21 protein-coding genes are annotated in these 23,519 nt (G+C 48.3%); 1 reads left to right on the plus strand and 20 read right to left on the minus strand.

The genetic code is table 11. The features are described 5' to 3' along the window. Positions 1 to 5: 5 nt before the first annotated feature. From rsmB to ATL39_RS05545, 8 genes are all read right to left on the minus strand, one after another. Positions 6 to 1,352, minus strand: a complete 1,347-nt coding sequence (gene rsmB, locus ATL39_RS05510; RefSeq protein ID WP_120192297.1) for a 16S rRNA (cytosine(967)-C(5))-methyltransferase RsmB — start codon at positions 1,350 to 1,352, stop codon at positions 6 to 8. After that, positions 1,342 to 2,289 carry a methionyl-tRNA formyltransferase gene (gene fmt / locus ATL39_RS05515; RefSeq protein WP_120192643.1) on the minus strand — a complete coding sequence of 316 codons (948 nt, stop codon included), beginning with the start codon at positions 2,287 to 2,289 and terminating at the stop codon, positions 1,342 to 1,344. The genes rsmB and fmt overlap by 11 nt, the downstream gene beginning before the upstream one ends. 88 nt (positions 2,290 to 2,377) lie before the next feature. Continuing rightward, on the minus strand, positions 2,378 to 4,789 hold the full coding sequence (priA, locus tag ATL39_RS05520; RefSeq protein ID WP_120192298.1) for a primosomal protein N': 2,412 nt from the start codon (positions 4,787 to 4,789) through the stop codon (positions 2,378 to 2,380). Continuing rightward, a complete protein-coding gene (gene coaBC / locus ATL39_RS05525; RefSeq protein WP_120192299.1) occupies positions 4,786 to 5,991 on the minus strand; it encodes a bifunctional phosphopantothenoylcysteine decarboxylase/phosphopantothenate--cysteine ligase CoaBC in 1,206 nt (401 codons plus the stop codon). The genes priA and coaBC overlap by 4 nt, the downstream gene beginning before the upstream one ends. A 71-nt stretch (positions 5,992 to 6,062) precedes the next feature. Then, positions 6,063 to 6,293 (minus strand): DNA-directed RNA polymerase subunit omega, encoded by a 231-nt coding sequence (gene rpoZ / locus ATL39_RS05530; RefSeq protein WP_120192300.1) that lies wholly within the window; start codon positions 6,291 to 6,293, stop codon positions 6,063 to 6,065. A gap of 1 nt (position 6,294) precedes the next feature. Further along, entirely contained in the window at positions 6,295 to 6,909 is a 615-nt protein-coding gene (gene gmk, locus ATL39_RS05535) for a guanylate kinase (protein WP_120192301.1), read from the minus strand. A gap of 31 nt (positions 6,910 to 6,940) precedes the next feature. Then, positions 6,941 to 7,201, minus strand: a complete 261-nt coding sequence (gene remA / locus ATL39_RS05540) for an extracellular matrix/biofilm regulator RemA (protein ID WP_120192302.1) — start codon at positions 7,199 to 7,201, stop codon at positions 6,941 to 6,943. Between the two features lie 74 nt (positions 7,202 to 7,275). Beyond that, a complete protein-coding gene (locus tag ATL39_RS05545; protein ID WP_120192303.1) occupies positions 7,276 to 8,154 on the minus strand; it encodes a YicC/YloC family endoribonuclease in 879 nt (292 codons plus the stop codon). 167 nt (positions 8,155 to 8,321) lie between these two features. Here ATL39_RS05545 and ATL39_RS05550 point away from each other — a divergent pair, with 167 nt between their 5' ends. Beyond that, positions 8,322 to 10,073, plus strand: coding sequence for an Rqc2 family fibronectin-binding protein (locus ATL39_RS05550; protein WP_120192304.1), 1,752 nt, complete (start codon positions 8,322 to 8,324; stop codon positions 10,071 to 10,073). Between the two features lie 46 nt (positions 10,074 to 10,119). On the opposite strand, the gene pyrE is transcribed toward ATL39_RS05550, so the two are convergent. The 12 genes from pyrE to lspA form a co-directional block, all read right to left on the minus strand. Continuing rightward, entirely contained in the window at positions 10,120 to 10,752 is a 633-nt protein-coding gene (gene pyrE, locus ATL39_RS05555; protein WP_120192305.1) for an orotate phosphoribosyltransferase, read from the minus strand. Beyond that, entirely contained in the window at positions 10,752 to 11,462 is a 711-nt protein-coding gene (gene pyrF / locus ATL39_RS05560; protein ID WP_120192306.1) for an orotidine-5'-phosphate decarboxylase, read from the minus strand. Before pyrF ends, pyrE begins: the two co-directional genes overlap by 1 nt. Next, positions 11,459 to 12,379, minus strand: a complete 921-nt coding sequence (locus ATL39_RS05565) for a dihydroorotate dehydrogenase (RefSeq protein WP_120192307.1) — start codon at positions 12,377 to 12,379, stop codon at positions 11,459 to 11,461. The genes pyrF and ATL39_RS05565 overlap by 4 nt, the downstream gene beginning before the upstream one ends. Then, positions 12,376 to 13,152, minus strand: a complete 777-nt coding sequence (locus ATL39_RS05570; protein WP_120192308.1) for a dihydroorotate dehydrogenase electron transfer subunit — start codon at positions 13,150 to 13,152, stop codon at positions 12,376 to 12,378. The genes ATL39_RS05565 and ATL39_RS05570 overlap by 4 nt, the downstream gene beginning before the upstream one ends. Then, positions 13,149 to 16,373, minus strand: coding sequence for a carbamoyl-phosphate synthase large subunit (carB, locus tag ATL39_RS05575; RefSeq protein WP_120192309.1), 3,225 nt, complete (start codon positions 16,371 to 16,373; stop codon positions 13,149 to 13,151). Before carB ends, ATL39_RS05570 begins: the two co-directional genes overlap by 4 nt. A 17-nt stretch (positions 16,374 to 16,390) precedes the next feature. Then, positions 16,391 to 17,479 (minus strand): carbamoyl phosphate synthase small subunit, encoded by a 1,089-nt coding sequence (locus ATL39_RS05580; RefSeq protein ID WP_120192310.1) that lies wholly within the window; start codon positions 17,477 to 17,479, stop codon positions 16,391 to 16,393. Position 17,480: 1 nt separating this feature from the next. Next, complete coding sequence (locus tag ATL39_RS05585; RefSeq protein WP_120192311.1) at positions 17,481 to 18,764, minus strand: dihydroorotase; 1,284 nt, start codon at positions 18,762 to 18,764, stop codon at positions 17,481 to 17,483. Next, positions 18,764 to 19,696 carry an aspartate carbamoyltransferase catalytic subunit gene (locus tag ATL39_RS05590; RefSeq protein WP_120192644.1) on the minus strand — a complete coding sequence of 311 codons (933 nt, stop codon included), beginning with the start codon at positions 19,694 to 19,696 and terminating at the stop codon, positions 18,764 to 18,766. The genes ATL39_RS05585 and ATL39_RS05590 overlap by 1 nt, the downstream gene beginning before the upstream one ends. A 51-nt stretch (positions 19,697 to 19,747) precedes the next feature. Next, on the minus strand, positions 19,748 to 21,079 hold the full coding sequence (locus ATL39_RS05595) for a solute carrier family 23 protein (protein WP_120192312.1): 1,332 nt from the start codon (positions 21,077 to 21,079) through the stop codon (positions 19,748 to 19,750). A gap of 151 nt (positions 21,080 to 21,230) precedes the next feature. Beyond that, positions 21,231 to 21,782 carry a bifunctional pyr operon transcriptional regulator/uracil phosphoribosyltransferase PyrR gene (gene pyrR / locus ATL39_RS05600; protein ID WP_120192313.1) on the minus strand — a complete coding sequence of 184 codons (552 nt, stop codon included), beginning with the start codon at positions 21,780 to 21,782 and terminating at the stop codon, positions 21,231 to 21,233. Between the two features lie 222 nt (positions 21,783 to 22,004). Further along, positions 22,005 to 22,919 carry an RluA family pseudouridine synthase gene (locus tag ATL39_RS05605; RefSeq protein WP_120192314.1) on the minus strand — a complete coding sequence of 305 codons (915 nt, stop codon included), beginning with the start codon at positions 22,917 to 22,919 and terminating at the stop codon, positions 22,005 to 22,007. Then, positions 22,885 to 23,385: a signal peptidase II gene (lspA, locus tag ATL39_RS05610; RefSeq protein ID WP_120192645.1), complete on the minus strand. Its 501-nt coding sequence runs from the start codon at positions 23,383 to 23,385 to the stop codon at positions 22,885 to 22,887. Before lspA ends, ATL39_RS05605 begins: the two co-directional genes overlap by 35 nt. Between the last annotated feature and the right edge of the window lie 134 nt (positions 23,386 to 23,519).

Raw genomic sequence — 23,519 nt, forward strand, 5'->3', positions numbered from 1 at the left:
TCTTTCTAACCTTTTCTTTCAAATGCCGCCATGTAAAATCCGTCCGTCTCGTAATTGTGCGGAAGAATGGTCCATTCACTTCCGCTTTCCGTGTCCTGAGTTAAGCGTCTTTTCATGGAATCATCCCGAACAAAGGAAGGGTGGGCTTCTAAAAATGCCTTCACTACCTGTTCGTTTTCTTCCGGACGCACTGTGCATGTACTATACACGATCCTGCCGCCTATTTTCAAGGTTTTAGCTGCTTCTGTTAATATATCATACTGTACCGAAGGCAGGGAAATTAAGTCATCCGGCTTTTTGTTCCATTTTAATTCCGGTTTTCTGCGGATTACTCCCATACCGCTGCAGGGAGCATCGATAAGAATACGATCGTAATGCTGCTCGTCTATCTCGGTTAAAATATTTCTGGCATCCAGCTTTTTCGTTGAAATAATGGAAAGTTCAAGCCTTTCCGCCTGTTCTTCAATATGCCTGAGTTTTTTTTGATGAAGGTCAAACGCATGAACACTTCCCTGATTATGCATTCGCTCAGCAATGTGGGTTGTTTTTCCGCCCGGTGCGGCGCATGCATCAAGTACGGTCATACCTGCTTTGGCATCAAGCGCTGCTGCTACAAGCATCGAGCTTTCGTCCTGTATCGTAAAATAACCTTCATTGTATGCTTTTGTCATCAGCACATTTCCAGTCAGTACAATGAGAGCATCTTCGGACAAGGCTCCTTTTTCTGTATCACAGCCTTCACGTTCCAGCTTTTCCATCACTTCTTCTCTTGACGCTTTCATGCGGTTAACCCGGATACTCGTCTGCGGGGGTACAAGATTCTGAGCGGCCATTGCTGCCGTATTCTCTTGGCCGTAGGCGGTTTCCCATTCTTCCAGAAGCCACCGGGGATGGCTGTACTCTACAGAAAGCTTTTCCAATCTTTCCATCTGTTCCGGAAGTGCAGGAAAGCCGGCGCGTTGATATGAACGAAGCACGGCGTTCACAAGACTGCCGATTCCTTCGTGGCCTTTTTCTTTAGCAATGCGGACGGCCTCGTACAGCACGGCTCTTTCCGGCACGCGGTCCAGATAAATCATCTGATACAGCGACATTCTTAATAAGGATGCCACCCATGTTTGTAAAGAGCCGACCCCTTTTTTTACATGAGCATTCAGGCAGTAATCAAGCGTATTTCTTCTTTTGATCGTGCCGTAGACAAGCTCGGTGAGAAGCGCGGTATCCCGTTCGGGCACGAGACGGTCTTTAATGGCTGCGTCCAGTACTAAATGGCTGTATGCCCCTTCTTTTTCCACCCGTTCTATTAAAGAAACGGCAATGCTTCTAACGTCATTCGGCTGTTTAGTCTTCACTCGTGAAACGCTTCCCCTCTTCAAATGGATGCCTGCCTCTCAGCAGTTCTTCAACGGTCATTTTCTTTTTTCCGGATGGCTGGAGCTCCGTAACGGCAAGAAGCTGGTGGTCGCCTGCCGTAATCCAGATCGAATCTGGTTTTACTGCTGCAATTTCGCCCGGTTTCCCTTCGGACTCTTCATCCAGCCGTACTGTTTTTCTGATTTTATATAATTTGTTTTCAAATGTGGTGTAGGCTACAGGCCACGGAAACAATCCCCGTACTTGATTATGAATATCCCGGGCGGGACGGTTCCAGTCAATTTTCTCCTGGTCTCTTGTAATGTTGGAAGCAAACGTAGCTTCTGCTTCATTCTGCTTTTGCGGAGAAACTTCTCCTGACTTTAGAACTGGAATAGTTTCCAATAGAAGCTTAGCACCGGCTCCGCTTAATTTATCATGAATCGTTCCGGTCGTATCATCCTCTTCAATCGATACTTCCACCTGGGTAATAATGTCTCCGGCATCAAGCTTTGGCACCATATACATAATGGTTACGCCGGTTTTCTTTTCTCCATCCATGACCGCCTGATGGATGGGGGCGCCTCCCCTGTATTTAGGAAGCAGGGAGGCGTGGACATTCACGGCTCCAAGTGCCGGCGTATCCAACAGCTCCTTTGGAAGGATCTGCCCATAGGCCGCGGTAACAATCAGGTCCGGCTGAAGGGAAATGATTTCTGCAAGCTCCGGACTGCCTTTCAGCTTTTCCGGCTGCAGCACTTTCAGACCCTGCCTGATGGCTTCTTCTTTTACCGGGGGCGGAGAAAGTATTTTTTTTCTTCCTTTCGGACGATCCGGCTGCGTCACTACTGCCGCTATCGTATACTCTTCTTTGACCAGCCCCTGCAGAACCGGGACGGAAAAATCAGGTGTTCCCATAAACACAATATTCATGATCCGTGTCTCCTTTTCTTCTAACGATGGACGTTTGGAACAAACAAACAACCCCGCTCTCCATTTGTCACGATGGTCCGCGGGGCTCTATTTACATAAACATATAAGGATACATATCCATGGAAAGCTGAAGCTTTCCTTTGGCAATTTCCGAATTGTAACGCTCTGCTACAGATTGAAGCACCTTTGTAAGTTCAGGTTCATTTTTATATTTTATCATGCATTGATACCGATATCTATCTTTAATCCTTGCAATAGGAGAAACCGTAGGACCCAGTACTACTGCTTTTTCAGAGAGGGAACTGCGGATATACTCCGTAATTTTATCTGCTGTTTTCATAACTTCTGCCAGATCTTCGTGGGCTGCATTAACCATCGCTAAATAATAAAACGGCGGATAACCCCCCCGCCTGCGCTGGAGCATTTCTTCCTGATAGAAGGCTTTATAGTTATGGGTTTTTGCATGCTGGATGCTGTAGTGCTCAGGCGTATAGGATTGAACAACGACCTCACCCTTTAATTCATCTCTTCCTGCCCGTCCGCTTACCTGGGTGAGAAGCTGAAACGTCCGTTCCGCCGCACGGAAGTCCGGAAGATGCAGCATCGTATCCGCCGCCAGAATGCCGGCCAGCGTAATTTTAGGGAAGTCGAGACCTTTTGCTATCATCTGTGTGCCAAGAAGAATGTCCGCTTCCCCGCGCCCGAATGCATCAAGCAGTTTTTCGTGCGAACCTTTCCGGCTCGTCGTATCCATATCCATTCGGATCACGCGGGCTTCCGGGAGAAGCCTTGTCAGCTCTTCTTCCACTTTCTGCGTGCCCGTGCCGAAAAAACGAATCTGACTGCTCTGGCAGGAGGGGCACGTGTGCAGCATCTGCTCTTCGTGTCCGCAGTAATGGCACTTTAAACGGCGGTTTGTATGATGGTAGGTGAGCGTAATTTCGCAGTGCGGACAGGAAGGCGTAAATCCGCAGTCCCGGCACATCACAAAAGTCGAATGCCCGCGGCGGTTTAAAAACAGGACGCTCTGCTCTTTTTTATCAATACGCTCTTTTAACTTATCGAGCAGAAGCGTGGAAAAGACGGAGCGGTTTCCCTGCCGGAGCTCTTCTCTCATATCCTGAATGGTTACTTCAGGCATGGCTTTGCGGTTCACGCGCTGCGGAAGCTCGAGCAGTGTGTAGACGCCTTTCTCAGCACGTACATAGGATTCGAGACTTGGCGTTGCGCTGCCAAACACCACAGGACAGTGGTGATATTCGGCCCGCCAAATGGCAACGTGCTTTGCATGATAGCGCGGATGATCCTCCTGCTTATAGCTCCCTTCATGCTCCTCATCCATAACAATTAGTCCCAGATTATCAAAAGGCGCAAATACGGCCGACCTCGCCCCTACCGCTACCTTCACTTCCTTCCGGTGAATCTTCCGCCATTCGTCATACTTTTCCCCGGCGGAAAGGGCACTATGCAGAACAGCCACTTCGGCTCCAAATCTTCCTTTAAATCGATTAACCATCTGCGGAGTTAATGAAATTTCCGGAACAAGAACAATGGCTTCCTTCCCCTGCGAGATTACCTCATCGATAGCCTGCAGGTATACTTCGGTCTTTCCGCTTCCGGTAACGCCATGAAGCAGATAAGAATCTGTCCGGCCTTTGTGGAGGCTTTCCAGAATATTATCCACCGCTGTCTGCTGTTCTTCCATTAATGGCAGCGCGGTTGATTTTTGAAACATTTTATCTTTGTAGGGATCCCGGTAAAACTCTGTCTTTTTTTCGATAAGAAGGCCTTTGTCCACTAGAGCACGGACTGCCTGGCGGCCGGCTTCCGTTTTTTCAAGCAGTTCGGGCTGGGCAATTTCTTTATCTCCCAGTTCGTTCTGCATCCACTCAACAATCTGCTGCTGTTTTTTGGCGTTTCCTGATAGATTGTGTTTAGACCCGGCTGCCTGATATTCCTTTGCTAAAGACAAAATCGTCTGCATCTTTTTTTCAGTGCGGTTTTTTAATAAATAATCGACGATAACACGCCCTGCCTGAATTTCTTCATTAAGAAGCTTCATGGCCTTCTTCTCTGCCGGAAAAGCTTCCCAGTCCAGAATCGTTTTCCCGGCAAAGGCGTCCGCAATTTCTACAGGCACGGCTTCAGAATCCTCCGCTAAAAACAGTCTTTTTTTCGGCTTTGCCCGGATTGCTGAAGGAACCATGGACTGGTAGGCTGTAATCAAAAAGCACACCGTTTCTTCTGCAATCCACCGGCCGAGCTGGAGAAGCTCTCCGCTTAGAACCGGAGAAGGATCGAGCAGGGAGGTGATTTCTTTAATACGCTTTACTTCCGTAGAGGCTGTCGTGTCCGTCACAAACCCCTGAATCTGCCGGGGTCCGAAAGGTACGTTCACTCTCATTCCGGGCTGGATAAACTCTTCCATTTCTTCCGGGATTTTATAATCGTATAACCTGTTTGTCTGGCCTGTCGGTACATCAACGATAACTTTAGCAATCATTTCTTATCCGCATCCTCTAACTGATCAACCGTCATAGCAAGAATTGTTTCAGCTATTGCCTGTTTACTCTGAAGCGGTATATGAACCAGCGGCTTTTCTTTTTGTACAACAAACACTTCATTGGTATCCGCATTAAACCCGGTTCCCTCAGAAGCAATATTGTTGGCAACAATCATATCGGCATTTTTCCGCTGGAGCTTTTCCTGTGCATAGGATTCAACATTTTCCGATTCCGCTGCAAAACCAATAAGAAAAGGTTTTTCTGCAAGCGTACCTAATTCCTGCAGTATATCTGTCGTACGTTCCATTTCTATCTGGTGGGTGCCGTCTGTTTTCTTTTCTTTATGAGCCAGCCGTTCTTTTGCGCGATAGTCACTGACTGCCGCTGCTTTTACAACAACATCCTGGCTGCCGGCTGCCGCCATCACTTCGTGATGCATATCCGCTGCTGAAATAACATCTACACGCTTTACACCAGGCGGCGTCTCCAGCTTAACCGGACCTGCGACCAGCGTGACTTCAGCTCCCATGTCAGCTGCAGCTCTGGCGAAAGCAAAACCCATCTTTCCGCTGGAAGGGTTGGTCAGAACGCGCACTGGGTCGATGTATTCATGTGTCGGCCCTGCCGTTACAAGGACACGGCGCCCGGCAAGTGCTTTTTTAGCTTTTTCCTGATGAGATAGAAAGCCAATAATATCTTCCGGCTCTGCCATCCGTCCTTTTCCAATCCAGCCGCACGCCAGGTAGCCTTCACCGGGCTCAACAAACCGGTAGCCGTCCTGCTTGAGCTGATTCATGCTGCGCTGTACCGCCGGATGATTGTACATGTTTACGTTCATCGCCGGCACTGCGTACATCGATGCTTTGGTTGCAAGCGCGGTAGTCGTTACCATATCATCAGCAATTCCATTTGCCAGCTTCCCTAAAATATTGGACGTGGCAGGCGCAATAATAAAAATATCCGCCCAGTCTGCAATATCAATGTGGGCTACTACTTCGGGTTCTTTTTCAGCAAACGTATCAGTATACACCCGTTCCCTCGTTAACGCCTGAAATGTAAGCGGCGTAACAAATTCCTGTGCATGATCGGTCATCATTACCTTTACATGAGCCCCGCTCTGCTTGAGCCTGCTGGCCAGTGCAGCTGCTTTAAACGCGGCAATACCGCCGCTTACTGCCAGCACTATATTTTTACCCTGCATCTGCCGTTTCCTCCTGCCATTAATAGATTTGAAAAAAAAAGCCGCCCCCCCGTGAAGAAGGCCGCTGTCTTTTACTTATCCTGCTGCTGTTTGGACGGATCGTCCGAAGCTGTGTAGTCGAGCTTCCCGCGTTCGATTTCTTCCAGAGCCACGCCTACGTACTTAGCAGACTTAATGTTGTCAATCATTGGAACAGCTTCTTCCAATTCAAGCAGCTCTCTTGCTCTTCTTGCTGAAATGGTGCATAGCGTATATTTTGAATTAATATGAGTCATAAGCGTATCAATAGATGGATATAACATATTATTCGACCTCCACTGCTTTTTTGTATTTGTCAATCAGCCGTTCTTTTCTGCAGTGCTCCGCAGTAACAATCGACTGCACACGTTCGACTGCTTTGTCTACTTCATCATTTTGCACGACATAATCGTAATAGTCCATCATCTCGATTTCTTCTTTCGCAATATCCATGCGTTTGTTAATGATATCGGCTGTTTCCGTTCCCCGCTTTGTAATTCTATCACGAAGTTCAGCCAGACTTGGCGGAATCAGGAAAATAAATATCCCTTCCGGATGTTTTTCCCTTACTTTCTTTGCTCCCTGCACTTCAATTTCAAGAATGACGTCGCGTCCTTCTTCAATGGTATCGAGTACATAATCAATCGGTGTGCCGTAATAATTATCTACATATTTGGCATGCTCAAGCAGTTTATCCTGCTTAATCATTTCTTCAAACGCCTCGTGGGTTTTGAAAAAATAGTTTACACCATCTATTTCTCCTTCACGCGGCTTTCTTGTAGTAGCAGAGACAGAATACTCAATGCTGCTGTCTTTCTGCCGCAAAGCGCTGCAAACCGTGCCTTTGCCCACACCGGCCGGACCCGATAATACGATGAGCAGCCCCTTATCGTCTTTCATAATACACAACGTCCTTCCTTCTGTTCAAAAGTTAATCTTCGGAGAGTTCTTCTTTCGTATGAAGCCTTTGTGCAACTGTTTCAGGCTGAACGGCTGACAAAATAACGTGGTCACTGTCTGTAATAATAACAGCTCTTGTTCTTCTGCCATAAGTCGCATCAATCAGCATGCTCCGATCCCTTGCTTCCTGAATAATTCTTTTAATAGGCGCCGATTCAGGGCTTACGATGGAGATAATTCTATTTGCTGAAACAATATTGCCAAAACCTATATTTATTAGTTTTATGCTCAATTTGTTACCCCCCTATTCTGGTCAACCGTGCTGTTTCCTGCTTGTTTGAGTATAGACGAAAACGCGTTCGATATCTACTCTATATTTTGAACTTGTTCTCTCATTTTTTCAAGCTCGCTCTTCATGTCCACTACAATATGGCTCGATGCCGCATCGCTTGCCTTGGAGCCTATTGTATTCATTTCCCTGTTCATTTCCTGCAGCAGGAAGTCAAGCTTCCTTCCCACTGCCGTTTGTTCGTTTAAAATATAGGAAAACTGTTTAATATGAGCATACAGCCTGGTTATTTCCTCTGCTATGCTGATTTTTTCAGCAAACAGAATAACCTCCCTGTATAGTTGATCCTCGTTGGGAAGATTCGCGGTATCGACTTCTTTTAAACGCTGCTCGAGTCTGGAGCGGTACCCTTCTACTATAGAAGGCACTCTCGCTTCAAGCTGCTTTGTAAAATCTTCGAGCAGAAAGAGACGATCCTGAAGATCCTGCGTAAGCGCGAGGCCTTCATGTGCCCTCATTACCACCACGGCATCAAGAGCCTGCTGAATTCCGGAAAGAAGGGCATCCTGCCATTCTTCACCGAGCTGTGGATTTTCCGTTACGTGTACTACGTCCGAATGCAGAATAAATGATTCTGCTGAAAGAGCCGGCGTAAACATCTCCATTCTGTCCATTTTTTCGGCAACATTCAGATAATCAGCTAAAAGCTCCCAGTCCACATAGACTTTTTTGGAAGAAGGGAGAATACCTTCAATAGACATGAACACGTCGATTTTTCCCCGGCTGATGCCTGCTGCTATATGTTTGCGAACTGCGTGCTCCGCTGAATGGAATGCACCGGGCATACGGAGCATAATATCACTGTAGCGGTGGTTCACCGTTTTCATTTCAATATGTATGGTTGCTTGTCCAATCGGTACTGCTGATGTTCCAAACCCCGTCATGCTTACAGCCATTTTTATCACATCCGCTTATATATTCTACCTAATTTTATCATTCCTAACAACTAAGGGAAATAATAAAGCTTATTTCCACAAAAAAACCAATAACTTCGCCGGCCCTGCCGGTATCTTCCGTTTCCCGGTGCATGATATACTGTAAAGGATGAAAGGATGTAGGTAACATGAGCTTCGACGGAATTATGGCAAGAGCCATTACAGCAGAATTAAACGAAACCGTACTTAATGGGCGGATTTCTAAAATTAAACAGCCTTATAAAATGGATATCAGCATGACGATTCGTGCCGAACGCGTGAATCATCAGCTTTTTTTATCTTCAAATCCCAATTTTGCAAGGCTGCATTTCACTTCGCAGCGCTACGAAAATGCTCCTGAGCCGCCGATGTTCTGTGTGCTTTTAAGAAAGCATTTGGAAGGCGGATTTATCCGGCGCATCGAGCAGCACGGAATGGAACGGATCATTACTCTTTATATTGAAGGAAAAGACGAAATAGGAGAAAAGCAGGAAAAAAAGCTGATTGTAGAAATTATGGGCAAACACAGCAATATCATTCTTCTCGATGCCGGGTCTAATACCATTCTCGACAGCCTGAAGCACCTGCCACCCTCTGTAAACAGCTATCGTACCATTCTACCGGGACGTCCGTATATAGAACCTCCTTCCCAGGAAAAAGCCGATCCCCTTACAGCAGAAAGGGATGACGTTCTCCGTCACCTCGATGCCAACCAGGGCCGGCTCGATAAACAGCTGCTTCAGGCTTATACCGGCGTATCCCCTCAAATAACAAAAGAGGTCATCCACCAGGCGGGCCTCGGATCGGTTTCCCAGGTGGCTGATACATTTGTCCGTATGATGGAAGACGTTAACCAACTGCGTTTTCAGCCGCAGATGATTGTTGCCGGCGGAAAAGAATACTATTCGGTTCTTCCTCTTGATCATTTAAAAGGAGAGGTCACTACTTTCTCTTCCACGAGCGAACTGCTCGAACGCTTTCACACCGGTAAAGCAGAACGGGACCGGGTTAAGCAGCAGTCCCACGATATGCAGCGGTTTCTGCAGAACGAATGGCAGAAAAACAAGAAAAAGATTAAAAAACTGGAAAAGACGCTTCAGCAGTCGGAAAACTCGCTTGACTACCAGAAATACGGCGAACTGCTGACCGCCCACCTTCACCTGATTAAAGGCGGGGAAAAGGAAATTGAAGTGATGGACTACTATGATCCGGATGGGGCCACTCTCACGCTGACCCTGGATCCACGTCTCTCTCCTTCCGAGAACGCGCAGAAGTATTTCAAACGCTACAATAAAGCGAAAACATCGCTGAGTTTTGTGAAGCGTCAGATCCGTGATGCCAAACGGGAAATGAACTACCTCGATCAGATTCTCCAGCAGCTGGCTTCCGCCTCGCCGGGGGACATTGAAGACATCCGCGAGGAACTTGCGGAACAGGGCTATATGAAACGGAAAATGAAAAAAGGCCAGAAACGAAAAAAACCTTCTGCCCCTGTGATTGAGAAATACCTCTCCACAGACGGTACGTTAATTTTTGTCGGCAAAAACAATAAACAAAACGAATATTTAACGAATAAACTCTCACGTGCTTCTCATACGTGGCTTCATACGAAAGACATACCCGGATCTCATGTCGTGATACAGGGAGAGGACTTTTCCGAGCAGACGCTGAAGGAAGCCGCTTCTATTGCCGCCTTTTATTCCAAAGCACGGGAGTCCGGCTCCGTACCGGTCGACTACACGCTGATCCGCCATGTGAAAAAACCAAGCGGGGCTAAACCAGGCTTTGTCACTTATGACAATCAGTCCACTCTGTTTGTCACTCCAACCGAAGAGCTTGTCCTGCAGCTCCGCGAGAATGAAAAGCAGCATCGAAAAGAACAATCCAGACAGGAAAGCTAGAAAAGAGGAAGCCCACATCGGCTTCCTCTTTTTTTTCAGCAGGGAGCTACCTGCTCATCCAGTCTTCCGACTCCGGATTCTGTTTCCATTGTTTTAAGCGCTCCATATCGGCAGCTTCAATATAATTTTCTTTTTCGGCGGCTTCTATCAGGGCATCAAATCCGGTCAGAACTTCTACAGTGAGACCTGCTTCCTGAAGCTGGTCTGTCCCTTTTTGGAGACCGTATGTAAAGATAGCCGCTGCTCCAAGTACAACCGCTCCTGCGGATTCAAGAGCCCGCTGGACTTCAATAATACTTTTGCCTGTAGAAATAAGATCCTCCACAATAACTACTTTTTGTCCTTCTTTGATCTGCCCCTCAATTTGATTGCCTTTGCCGTGCGATTTAGACGAGCTTCGTACATATACCATCGGAAGCTGCATCTTATCGGCTGTCAAAGCGGCATGGGCAATACCGGCTGTCGCAGTACCCGCCAGCACATCCGCCTCCGGGAAATGAGCGGTAATTTTTTCCGCCAGCCCTTCTGCTATCGCTGTACGCAGCGAAGGGTAGGACAAGGTCAGCCTGTTATCGCAGTAAATCGGAGACTTCATGCCGGAAGACCAGGTATAGGGAGCGGCCGGACTTAAGGAGACCGCCTGTATTTTTAACAATTCTTTTGCAATTTCATGTTCCATCAGGCATTCCTCCAAGCTTTCTCAATTGTGTGGTAGGCTGCGGACGGATCGGCGGCGCCGGTAATGCTCCGCCCGACTACGATCGCACTGCTGCCCATTTCTTTTGCCAGGGCCGGATCGGCTACCCGTTTCTGGTCTCCGGCATCCTCGCCTTTCAAACGGATTCCCGGCGTAACGGCCATAAATCCGGAAGCCTGCTCTTCACGGACGGCGGCTGCTTCCCATGCGGAGCAGATAACTCCGCCGGCACCGGCTCGGGCCGCCAGTCCGGAAAAGTGGCGGACCGCTTCTGCTAAAGATCCACCGATAAGAAGCTCCTTTTGCATCATCTGCTCGGTCGTACTCGTCAGCTGGGTAACCGTCAGGCAGACAGGAGGTGCCGCGCCTTCCCGGGTCCCTTTTTCAGCTCCGCGGACGGCAGCCTCTATCATTGCCTGACCCCCGGCTGCATGGACCGTAAACAGATCGACCTCCAGCGCGGCAATCTGCAGCGCCGCTTTTTCTACGGTATGGGGAATGTCATGCAGTTTTAAATCAAGAAAAATACGATGACCCTGTTTTTTTAATTCCCTCACAAATGACGGCCCCGCCTGATAAAACAGCTCCATGCCCACTTTTAGAAACAAAGGCTCCTTTGGCAGCTTTTCCAGCAGAGCCGCTGCTTTTTCCGCATTTTCTACATCCACCGCTATAATCGGCTGGTTTATCATGATAATGCTTCCACCCCTTTTCGGATATCAGCCGGGCTGTTGTAGCCTTTTTGTTCCATCCACTCTTCAAATTCGTCTATAAGCTCCGGACAGGCGAACGGATTAGTGAAGTTCGCCGTGCCGATAGCAACAGCATCCGCTCCTGCCATGAAGAATTCAATGATGTCCTCAAGCGTTGTCACTCCGCCCATACCGATAATAGGGAGGTTTGTCTGCTGGCGTACTTCATAGATCATTTTTACCGCTATCGGTTTAATAGCCGGTCCGGAGAGCCCTCCGATCTGATTGGCAAGAACCGGACGGCCTGTTTTCACATCGAGCTTCATGCCGGAGAGCGTATTAATCATGCTGAGCCCGTCTGCTCCTGCTTTCTCTACGGCCTCGGCGATCTCCCTGATGTTTGTTACATTTGGAGAAAGCTTTACGTAAAGCGGTACGGTCGAAAGAGCTTTTACCCGTTTTGTCAGCTCATAGGCTAATTTAGGATCCGTACCAAACGCAATGCCGCCTTCTTTAACATTCGGGCAGGAAATATTCAGTTCAAACGCGGATACTTTATTGTTCTCGGACAAATGGGCCGCTACGGCTTCGTAGTCTTCCATTGTTGATCCGGCAATGTTGGCAAGAAGAGGCGTTTCATAGCGGCTGGTGAGCCAGTCAATTTCTTCGGCCGTCACTTTTTCCATGCCCGGATTCTGCAGGCCGATGGCATTTAGCATTCCGGCGGATGTTTCCGCCACCCGCGGGGTCTCATTTCCAAACCGGGACTCCCGTGTCGTAGCTTTTATCGCAATAGCTCCCAGTTTATTTAAATCATAAAGCTTCGCAAACTCCCGGCCAAATCCAAAACATCCGGAGGCCGGCATAACAGGATTTTTCATCGGCAGTCCCGGCAGATTTACAGCTGTTCGGTTCATATGATCACCTCTCCCCAGTTAAATACCGGGCCATCGCTGCATATCTTGCGGTAGCCGGTACCCGTCGGATCGTCGACCGGATGGCACACACAGGCAAAACAGGCACCGATGCCGCAGCCCATTCGCTCTTCCAGCGAAACCGCTCCACGGGCTTCGGAGTAGTCTTTATTTAACGCACGCAGCATCGGGTTAGGACCGCAGGCATACAAGTAATCAAAGCTCAGTCCCTGCTCGCGGATCACATCCGTAACGACACCTTTTGTTCCTTCACTGCCGTCCATTGTGCTGATAAATAACGGTCCCTGTGCTTCGAAAACGTCTTTGTAAAAGACGGCGGATGCATCTGCAAATCCAAGCACCGTCGTAACCGACGCACCCTTTTTCAAAATGTCTTTGGCAAGCCCGTATAACGGAGGAATACCGACACCGCCACCTACAATAAGCACCTGGTCACCGGACTGTATACTGCTCGTAGAAAAGCCGTTGCCAAGCGGACCGAACACATTTATAACATCTCCGGGACGTTTCTCGGAAATCCGTTTTGTCCCCTGTCCATCTGCGCGGTAAATAACGGTCAGCGTCTTGTCTGCTTCATTTACGTGGCTGATGCTTAAAGGACGCCTCAGCGTAAACTCGGTACCCGGCGCCGGTTTAATATGAAGAAACTGTCCGGGCGCACTGACGTGGGTGACGAGCTCTCCAAAAAGCGTTATTTCATAAATAGCCGGGGCAATTTCCCGCTGGGCTTCGACCCGCATATTTTCCTTAATCATTTACGGCTCACCTCTGGAGCCGGAGCCTTAGTTTCTATCATGGCAGGCATAGCCTCGGCCGAGAAAGTGATCATTTCAAGCACCGACAGAAGAGCTCCTGCTGTATCAAGTGATGTCATGCAGACGACTTCATTTTCAACAGCCTCACGGCGGATACGGAATCCGTCTTTGGCCGCCTGTTTGCCTTTATCCATCGTATTAATCACGAACTGGGCATGCCCTTCCCGGATCACATCAAGAATATTAGGGGAAGCCTCTTCTACCTTGCTGACTGTTTTAACGGGAATATGCTCTTTATGAAGCATTTCTGCCGTACCGGCTGTTGCCATCAGCGTGTAGCCGATTTTATGGAAACGGTGCGCCAGCGAAAGTGCTTCTGCCTTGCGGTCGTCAGCAATCGTAAACAGCACCGAGCCGTGCTCTGGTATATTCATGCCGGAGGCGATAAGTCCTTTATACAAGGCTTTTTCCAGTGTCACATCACGCCCCATTACTTCTCCGGTTGATTTCATTTCCGGTCCTAGTGTAATATCCACCCGGCGCAGTTTCGCAAAGGAGAACACCGGCACTTTCACAAATACTTCATCCTTTTCCGGAAGCACACCTTCTTTATAGCCCTGTTCCTTTAACGAAGTGCCCAGCATCACGTTTGTTGCTGCTGCTGCAATCGGCACGCCTGTAATTTTACTTAGAAAAGGCAGCGTACGGCTGGCTCTTGGGTTCACTTCCAGAACATACACTTCGTCTTCGTGAATAACAAACTGGATATTGAGCAGGCCGATAATGCCAAGCCCTTTTCCAATCGCTATCGTGCGTTCTACCAGCTTCTGTTTCATGGCATCGGAAAGCGACTGCGGTGGATACACGGCAATCGAGTCCCCGGAGTGGACTCCTGCCCGTTCGATATGCTCCATAATGCCCGGAACAACAACGGTCTCCCCGTCAGAAATCGCATCTACTTCAATTTCTTTTCCGACCATGTAGCGGTCAATTAACACGGGATGCTTTTCATTTACTTTTACCGAGCGTTTCATATATGAAAGCAGTTCTTCTTCTTTTTCGATAATTTCCATCGCCCGACCGCCGAGAACATACGAAGGCCGTACAAGAACAGGATAACCAATTTCCGAAGCTGTTCTTACCGCATCTTCTGACGAGACGGCGGTCTGTCCGAGCGGCATTGGAATTTCAAGTTCTCTCAAAGCCGCTTCAAATTTATCGCGGTCTTCTGAGCGGTCCATGTCCTCCATCGACGTTCCCAGGATTTTTACCCCTTTGCGGTCGAGATCTTCCGCTAAATTAATTGCTGTCTGACCGCCGAACTGAACAATCACGCCCATCGGCTGCTCCAGGTCGATTACGTGCATAACGTCTTCAATCGTCAGCGGCTCGAAATACAATTTATCGGAAACGCTGAAGTCCGTGGAAACCGTTTCCGGGTTGTTATTCATAATAATGGCTTCATAGCCTGCCTGCTGGATCGCCCAGACGGTGTGTACGGTAGCGTAATCAAACTCAATACCCTGCCCGATGCGGATAGGTCCCGAGCCCAGTACGAGCACTGAGGGCTTGTCTGTACGAATGCTTTCATTTTCCTGTTCATAGGAGGAATAATAATAAGGGGTCGCCGATTCAAACTCGGCTGCACACGTGTCCACCATTTTATAAACCGGCACGAGCCCTTCCTGCCTGCGGAACGTTTCCACTTCGTCCACGCTCCAGTTCCAGCTCTGCGCGATAAATTCATCCACGATGCCCGTTTCTTTCGCCATCTTTAAAATGTCGAGATCGCCGGTATTGCCCTGCAGCATTTCTCCAACGCGCGCGATACCGAGAAACTTTTCAATAAAGAACATATCAATTTTCGTAATATCATGAATCCGTTCGGACGACCAGCCGCGGCGGAGTGCTTCCCCGATAATGAATAAGCGCTCATCTTCCGCGTAGCGGAGCTGGCTTTCCACTTCCTCATCACTTAAGTGCTTATGTGTGTCATCATACAAGTGATTTTTTCCAAGTTCGAGCGAGCGGATCCCTTTCATAATGGACTCTTCAAATGAACGCCCGATAGCCATCACTTCGCCGGTTGCTTTCATCTGCGTGCCGAGTCTGCGGTTGGCTGCTTCAAATTTATCAAAAGGCCATCTCGGTATTTTTGTGACGATATAATCAAGTGCCGGTTCAAAGCTGGCATACGTTTTACCGGTGATCGGATTCATCAGTTCATCCAGATGATAGCCAACGGCAATTTTTGCTGCCAGCTTGGCGATCGGATAGCCGGTCGCTTTGGAAGCAAGTGCCGAGGAACGGCTTACCCGCGGATTTACTTCAATAATATTGTAGTCAAAGCTGTCGGTGGCCAGTGCAAATTGAACGTTACAGCCTCCTTCAATTTTGAGGGCGCGGATGATTTTTAAGGAAGACTCCCGCAGCATCTGGTACTCCTTGTCGGAAAGCGTCTGGCTCGGTGCCGTGACAATGGAGTCTCCGGTATGCACGCCGACCGGATCAATGTTTTCCATATTACATACGATGATAGCCTGATCATCCTTGTCGCGCATGACTTCGTATTCGACTTCTTTCCAGCCGGCGATGCTTTTTTCAATCAGGCACTGGGTAACCGGGCTGTATTTCAGGCCGGATGTAACGATTTCAATCAGCTCTGCCTCATTATCAACCAATCCGCCTCCCGTGCCTCCAAGCGTGTAGGCCGGACGAACGATAATAGGGAAGCCGACTTCCTCCACAAAAGCCTGAGCCTCTTCGAGCTTATTTACGATGCGGCTTTCCGGCACCGGTTCATTTAATTCATACATTAGATTCCGGAACGCGTCCCGGTCTTCTGCTTTTTCAATCGAATCAAGCTTTGTACCGAGCAGTTCTACATTGTGACGTTCCAGAACACCTTCGCGGTGAAGCTCCATCGCCATGTTTAATCCGGTTTGTCCGCCGAGCGTCGGCAGGAGGGCGTCCGGCTGTTCCTTGCGGATAATGCGGCTCACAAACTCGAGTGTAATCGGTTCAATGTATACCCGGTCTGCCATATTTGTATCGGTCATAATCGTTGCCGGGTTGGAGTTTATTAGAATAACTTCGTATCCCTCTTCCTGAAGCGCCTGGCAAGCCTGTGTTCCTGCATAATCAAACTCCGCTGCCTGTCCTATGACGATCGGTCCTGAACCAATCACTAAAATTCTATGAATATCCGTTCTTTTCGGCATTATAGTCTCCCCTTTTTTTAAACAGCTGTAGATGCTTTTTTATGTTTGTCTATCATGCTCATAAACTGATCGAATAATTCATTGGAATCGTTTGGTCCCGGGCATGCTTCCGGATGGTACTGAACGCTGAAAGCCGGATAGTATTCATGCGCCACGCCTTCTACCGTATTGTCGTTTACATTAACATGCGTCAGCATTAAGTCCGTGCCCATAAGGGAATCCCGGTCAATCGTATATCCGTGGTTCTGCGACGTAATGTCTACTTTACCGGTGCGGATATTTTTCACCGGATGGTTTGCGCCCCGGTGCCCGAACTTCAGCTTGGAGGAAGTGGCGCCGCCTGCCAGGCTCAACAGCTGATGGCCAAGGCAGATACCAAATACCGGTACTTTGCCGAGAAGATTCTTTACGGCCTCGACCGCTTCCGGCACGTCTTCCGGATCTCCCGGACCGTTGCTCAGCATCACGCCGTCCGGATCCAGCTTTAAAATCTCCTCTGCTGTGGCATTGTACGGCATTACAAATACATCGCAGTTGCGTTTAATAAGATTTCTGGCTATGCCGTGCTTGGCACCGTAATCCATTAATACGACCCGGCGCCCTGCTCCAGGTGCATGGTAGGCGTTTTTCGTAGATACCTGCGCTACTTTGTCTTTGGACGGTACAAACGACTGCAGCGATTCGATAATCGCCTTTTCATCGGCTGTTTCAGCAGCAAGCCTTCCGTGCATCGTACCGCGGTCCCGGATAAGACGGGTCAGCATTCTTGTGTCGATACCTGTGAGACCCGGAATATCATGTTCTTTCAACCAGTCATCCAGCGTACCGATATTGCGGAAGTTGCTCGGATGAATGGCTGACTCTTTTACAATCAGACCGCCTGCTGAAGGCAGGAGTGTTTCAAAATCGTCGCGGTTCGTTCCATAGTTTCCAATAAGAGGATATGTCAGTGTAATAATCTGGTCGCAGTAGGAGGGATCGGAGAGAATTTCCTGATACCCTGTCATACTCGTATTGAACACGACCTCTCCGGTCGTTTCTTTTGTACTTCCTATCGCATGGCCGGTAAATACCGTGCCGTCTTCTAAGATTAGTTTTCTTTTCATCCTATTGGAACACTCCCTCTTTTTGATATACTACGGTGCCGTTTACCATCGTCCATACCGGCCAGCCGCTTGCCTTCCATTCTTTAAACGGCGTATTTTTACCTTTGGATACAAACGTTTCCGGACGAATCGTGTCTTCTTTTTCCAGATCAATCAAGGTGAGATCTGCGGCTGCACCTTCAGTAAGCGTGCCGGACTCCAGCCCGAACACTCCGGCCGGATCTTTTGTCAGGCCGTCTACCAGCTGCTTAAAGGTAAGCGTTCCTTTTTTCACCAGGTACGTATACAGCAGAGGAAAAGCAGTTTCTGCTCCCGTAATGCCAAATGGAGCCTTTTCCAGTGGCTGGTTTTTATCCTCTTCTGTATGAGGGGCGTGATCAGTTGCAATGCAGTCAATCGTTCCATCGAGAAGTCCTTCGATAAGGGCGTCCCGGTCCTGACTGCCCCGAAGCGGCGGATTCATTTTGTACTGGGCGTCCACAGAAGGAATATCATCCTCGCATAAAATCAGGTGATGCGGCGTCACTTCGGCCGTAACGTGGATACCGGCGCGCTTTGCGTCGCGGATGACCCGGACGGACTCTTTCGTACTCACGTGACAGACATGATAATGAGCTCCGGCGGCTTCTGCCAGCAGCACATCTCTTGCAATATGTACGGATTCGCATACCGCCGGAATGCCCCGCAGGCCGTGTTTTTTTGAAAAATTCCCTTCATGTACACTGCCTTTGTTGATTAACGTATTTTCTTCACAGTGGGCTACAACCGGCATATTTAAAGACGCTGCCCGCTTCATGGCTTCGAGCATAACCGATGCATCCTGCACCCCTACTCCGTCATCTGTAAACGCAAAGGCGCCCCGGCTTTTTAAATCTTTCATATCAACGATATCTTTTCCGAGCTCCCGTATGGTAATTGAAGCATATGGAAGCACACGCACTACCGCTGTTTCGCTGATTTTTTTTTGAAGGGCATCCATATGTTCAGCGGAGTCCGGAACCGGCCTTGTATTCGGCATCGGACATACTGTAGTAAATCCGCCTTTTGCAGCTGCTTTAGTACCCGTTTCAATCGTTTCTTTCTTTTCGCCGCCTGGTTCTCTTAAGTGAACATGCACATCCACAAGGCCCGGGGAAAGAAAGGCGCCCTTTGCATCAATGGCTGCTTCTTCTGTCTCCGGCATGCTTCCTACAGCGCCAATTTTTTTATCTTTAATCAATACATCCTTGGTTTGAAGCTTTCCTGTTTCATCCATTACCTTTGCGTTTGTGATCCATCCATTCATTATGATCTCTCCTTTTGCGTAGTAAGGGCTTTTTCCAGTACAGCCATTCTGGAGTAAACACCGTTTGTCATCTGCTTAAAAATACGGGAGCGCCTGCACTCTACCAGTTCATCTGCAATTTCCACATTCCGGTTAATCGGGGCGGGGTGCATAATGATACTATTTGGTTTCATTCTTGCTTCCCGTTCCGGCGTCAGGCCGTACAAATGATGATATTCGGAAGCTCCGGCTACCATTTTCACCGTATGCCTTTCGTGCTGGATCCGAAGCATCATCATGACGTCCGCCTGTTCTACTGCATTTTCTATTGGAAGAAAGCGGCGCATCATGTCTTTATCCATCCATTCTTGTGGTCCGCTTACGTATACATTCGCACCAAGCCGCTCCAATACCTCTATATTCGACCGGGCGACCCGGCTGTGCCGGATGTCGCCTGCAATGACTACATTCATGCCGGCAAATGATCCGAATTCCTGTTTGATCGTGAGCAGGTCCAGCATGGACTGGGTCGGATGATGCCCGCAGCCATCGCCTCCGTTTATAATCGGAATGCCAATCTGCTCTCTCAGCTCATCGAAATATCGTTCTTTGCTGTGGCGGATCACCGCGACATCTGCTCCAATACTTTCCAGCGTTCGCACCGTATCGTAGAGCGTTTCTCCTTTTTTAACACTTGATGTATCTGCATCAAACTGAAGGACATCGAGTCCAAGCCTTTTTTCTGCTGCTTCAAAGCTGATTTTTGTTCTCGTGCTCGGCTCGAAAAAAAGATTTACAGCAAACACTTTTTCTTTCGGCTCCCATTTTTCTCCCTCGGCAAAAGCCTGGGCTCTTTGAAGAAGAGCTTCAATTTCCTCTATGCTGCACTCATCAAGGGTTAAAAAATCCCCCTGCTTTCCTGTTTTTGCTGGTTTTTTTTGTTCTTCTGCCATACTTCTCATCCCCAGTCCTCCTATTCATTTCGAAACGCAGAATCCAGTTATTCAGGCCGCGTCGTCTTCATTTGCTGCTTCATCAAGAGACTTAAACATTGCCCTGTTTCCAAATCCATGCTCTTTTCCAGGAAGTACTGCATTCAGCAGAATACCGATAAAGGTCGCAAACGCCATGCCGGCGATTTCAAGCTGATCGCCCACTTCGATAAATGCTCCGCCGATGCCGGTTACCAGAATCACCGAGGCGATAATTAAATTACGTTTAATGCCGAAATTAATTTGATTGTCAATCAGCATACGAAGACCCGAAGAGGCGATAATGCCAAACAGCAGAATGGAAACGCCTCCCATGACTGCCCCCGGGATCGTAGCGATCAGTGCCTCTACCTTTCCTACAAATCCAAAGGCTATCGCCATAAGCGCTGCTCCACCGATAACATATACGCTGAAGACTCTAGTAATGGCGAGTACGCCGATGTTCTCTCCGTAAGTCGTGTTAGGCGGCCCGCCAAGAAGCGAAGCTACGATGGTAGCCGCACCATCACCCATAATCGAGCGGTGCAGGCCCGGCTTTTTAATAAAATTGCGGCCTACTACTTTACTGAGCACCATTTGATCTCCTATATGCTCTGCCAGCGTTACGACCGCAATAGGGGCCATAATCAGCACAATTGTCCAGGACCACTGCGGCGTAAACGTTGCAAATGGGATGACGAAGTCCGGCACATGAAGCCAGGGAGCCTCTATGACACTTTGAAAAGATACGAGCCCGGCGGCTACTGCTACCAGATATCCTCCTATAATACCGAGCAGGATAGGCACCAGGTTCAGAAACCCTTTGAAAAATACGGAGGCAATAATCGTAATAAATAAAGTGGCCAGCGCTACCGAAAAATGAAGCGATGGGTTGATATAGGAAGCCGACGCTTCGTCATAGTTCATTGCCATGTCGATGGCGGTGCCGGCAAGTCCGAGACCGATAACGATAATAACGGGACCGACTACAATCGGCGGCAGCACATTCATCAGCCAATTTACACCGGTACGTTGTATAATTACCGCCGTCACCCCGTAGATGAGACCTGCCGTAAAGGTACCTATCATCACACCTTCCGGCCCTCCGATGGACACTGCTGCGATGACCGGCATAATAAAGGCAAACGATGAGCCCAGATAGGCCGGTACCTGCCCTTTTGTGATGACAAGATAGGCCAGCGTTCCAAGTCCGCTTGATACTAAAGCGACAGACGGACTGAGACCGGTCAGAACCGGTACAAGTACGGTTGCTCCGAACATCGCAAATAAATGCTGCATGCTGAGAATCAGCCATTGATTCCATTTTGGTTTTTCGTGTACATCTAATTTTACGTCGTTATTCATTATTGTTACCCCCGCTGTGATTTAATTTATACAAAAAACCTCTTTATCATCAGACAAAGAGGTACGCAGGAGCAGGCAGGCTTGATTTACACAGGCCTGCTTCGTTCCAATCGCCTCTTATCTGTCTCACTGGACTGATTTAAAGAGTACTTTATGAAGTTTGGTGGCGGATGCTTACTTCGTCCGCCTGATCACTTTCTTTAAGCTTCACTGCAATAATTTCATCTTTGGATGTAGGTACATTTTTGCCGATATAATCCGGACGGAGCGGAAGCTCACGATGTCCCCGGTCAATCAGGACGGCGAGCTGAATAAGAGAAGGACGCCCGATGTCCATGACGGCATCCATCGCCGCTCTGACGGTTCTTCCGGTATACAGAACGTCATCGACTAAAATAACCCGTTTATCTTTAACCGTGTGCGGAATGGAGGTGCCTTTGAGTTCCGGCTCCTCATTCTGGCTGCGGTGGCTGAGATCATCCCTGTACAGCGTTATATCGACTTCTCCCACCGCTACCGGCCGGCCTTCGATTTTTTCGATCTGCTCAGCAATGCGGTTTGCAATATGAGCGCCCCGTGTTTTGATGCCGACAAGGATGCATTCGTCCATCCCTTTATTTTTTTCAATCATTTCATGCGAAATACGCGTTAGCGCTCTTCTTACAGCCTGCTCATCCAATAATACCCGTTCTGTCGTTTCCACTGCCTGCACCTCCTGTATTGTTTCCCGTTAAAAGCGTACAAAAAAAATCCCCTCGTCCGGTGGGATGAGAGGATGGATGTACTGCGTCATAACAAAACAGTCTTCTCACAGGAAAGCTGTTATGCAGGGCAAAGTCCTTCTCAGCCTCACGGGACTGTCGTTAAAGGAATGGCTATTCGATTGTTGGTCTGTTGTTATTATGACAAACAGTGACTGTCCGGGTCAAGTAATTTTTCGAAGACTTTCCAGGAGCGACTCCATTTCTTCCGGCAGCGGCGCTTTAAACGTCATCCGTTCCTGCGTCATCGGGTGGATGAAAGAGAGCGTATGGGCATGAAGAGCCTGGCCGTCGATCGGCAGCGTGTTTTTCTTGCCGTACTTCGGGTCTCCCGCAATGACGTGGTTAATATATTTCATGTGAACACGAATCTGGTGGGTTCTTCCCGTTTCCAGTTCACAATGAATGTACGTGTAATGGGCAAAGCGCTCAAGCACGTCAAAATGGGTGACTGCGTCCTTCGCATTGCGCTGGGTTACCTTCATTTTCTGACGGTCTCTTTCGTCACGGCCGATCGGCGCATCAATGGTGCCTTTGTCATGCTCAACCACGCCGTGCACAATCGCTGCGTATTCGCGCTTCATGGATTTATCCTGAAGCTGACGGCTCAGCTGCTCATGTGCTTTATCGTGCTTGGCAGCCACCAGCAGCCCCGTCGTATCTTTATCAATACGATGAACAATACCCGGACGCTTTTCGCCGTTAATACCGGAAAGGTCATTACAGTGATACATAAGAGCATTCACAAGCGTTCCGCTGTAATGCCCCGGTGCAGGGTGAACGACTATACCCCGTTCTTTGTTTATAACGATAACGTCTGCGTCTTCATAAACAACCTGCAGTGGAATATTCTCCGGCAGGATGTCCGGTTCTACCGCTTCCGGCACGCTGACTTCGACTTCATCTTCCGCGTTTAGTTTGTAGTTGCTTTTTACCGTTTTGTTATTAACGAGCACCTGACCTTCTTTAATCCACTGCTGTACCATGGACCGGGACCAGTCTTCCCCCTGTTTTGTTACAAATTGATCGATTCTTGAACCTTCTTCATCCGTTGTTATGATCCACTGCATTACTTCCATGTTTGCTTTTCCTCTTTTCTTTCCATTCGTCACTCATCATTTTTATAATTAATAATCCTACGCCTACGACTAAAGCAGAATCCGCTACGTTAAAGATAGGATAGCTGTACCCCCAGAAATACGTATCCACGAAATCCACGACCGCTCCAAACAACACCCGGTCAATGAAATTGCCAAGCGCTCCCCCCAGTATGAGGACAAGCGGCAGACCGATCATAATACTGTTTTTCCCGTATTTATGCAGGTGATAAATAATCGCTGCAACCACTACTACGGTAATAATATAAAAGAACCACATCTGCCCCTGGAGAATGCCAAAGGCGGCTCCTTCATTCCTATGGGAAGTAAGGTATAAAAAGTCCGGGATCAGCTCAATGCTTTCTCCTATATCCATATAAATAACGACTGCATATTTTGTCAGCTGGTCCAAAGCAATAATAAACAATGCCAGCAAATAATAAAATATCATCATCTGGTTTTCCTCCGGCTTATCTTAAGTTGTACGTACTTATGCATTTTAGCATAACAGCGCCCGTTAGAAAAGAAGCTTCATCGGGATCTACTTTAAAAGAGCTTCCCTCCATGAGGAGAGAAGCTCTT

This window comes from Sinobaca qinghaiensis (assembly GCF_003610495.1).
GTDB classification, from domain to species: Bacteria; Bacillota; Bacilli; order Bacillales; family Marinococcaceae; genus Sinobaca; species Sinobaca qinghaiensis.

Bases quoted from the DNA above. Each gene is read 5' to 3' on its own strand.
- priA (WP_120192298.1), bottom strand. From the start codon at position 4,789: ATGATTGCTAAAGTTATCGTTGATGTACCGACAGGCCAGACAAACAGG.
- coaBC (WP_120192299.1), bottom strand. From the start codon at position 5,991: ATGCAGGGTAAAAATATAGTGCTGGCAGTAAGCGGCGGTATTGCCGCG.
- rpoZ (WP_120192300.1), bottom strand. From the start codon at position 6,293: ATGTTATATCCATCTATTGATACGCTTATGACTCATATTAATTCAAAA.
- gmk (WP_120192301.1), bottom strand. From the start codon at position 6,909: ATGAAAGACGATAAGGGGCTGCTCATCGTATTATCGGGTCCGGCCGGT.
- ATL39_RS05545 (WP_120192303.1), bottom strand. From the start codon at position 8,154: ATGGCTGTAAGCATGACGGGGTTTGGAACATCAGCAGTACCGATTGGA.
- ATL39_RS05550 (WP_120192304.1), top strand. From the start codon at position 8,322: ATGAGCTTCGACGGAATTATGGCAAGAGCCATTACAGCAGAATTAAAC.
- pyrE (WP_120192305.1), bottom strand. From the start codon at position 10,752: ATGGAACATGAAATTGCAAAAGAATTGTTAAAAATACAGGCGGTCTCC.
- pyrF (WP_120192306.1), bottom strand. From the start codon at position 11,462: ATGATAAACCAGCCGATTATAGCGGTGGATGTAGAAAATGCGGAAAAA.
- ATL39_RS05565 (WP_120192307.1), bottom strand. From the start codon at position 12,379: ATGAACCGAACAGCTGTAAATCTGCCGGGACTGCCGATGAAAAATCCT.
- ATL39_RS05570 (WP_120192308.1), bottom strand. From the start codon at position 13,152: ATGATTAAGGAAAATATGCGGGTCGAAGCCCAGCGGGAAATTGCCCCG.
- carB (WP_120192309.1), bottom strand. From the start codon at position 16,373: ATGCCGAAAAGAACGGATATTCATAGAATTTTAGTGATTGGTTCAGGA.
- ATL39_RS05580 (WP_120192310.1), bottom strand. From the start codon at position 17,479: ATGAAAAGAAAACTAATCTTAGAAGACGGCACGGTATTTACCGGCCAT.
- ATL39_RS05585 (WP_120192311.1), bottom strand. From the start codon at position 18,764: ATGAATGGATGGATCACAAACGCAAAGGTAATGGATGAAACAGGAAAG.
- ATL39_RS05590 (WP_120192644.1), bottom strand. From the start codon at position 19,696: ATGGCAGAAGAACAAAAAAAACCAGCAAAAACAGGAAAGCAGGGGGAT.
- ATL39_RS05595 (WP_120192312.1), bottom strand. From the start codon at position 21,079: ATGAATAACGACGTAAAATTAGATGTACACGAAAAACCAAAATGGAAT.
- ATL39_RS05605 (WP_120192314.1), bottom strand. From the start codon at position 22,919: ATGGAAGTAATGCAGTGGATCATAACAACGGATGAAGAAGGTTCAAGA.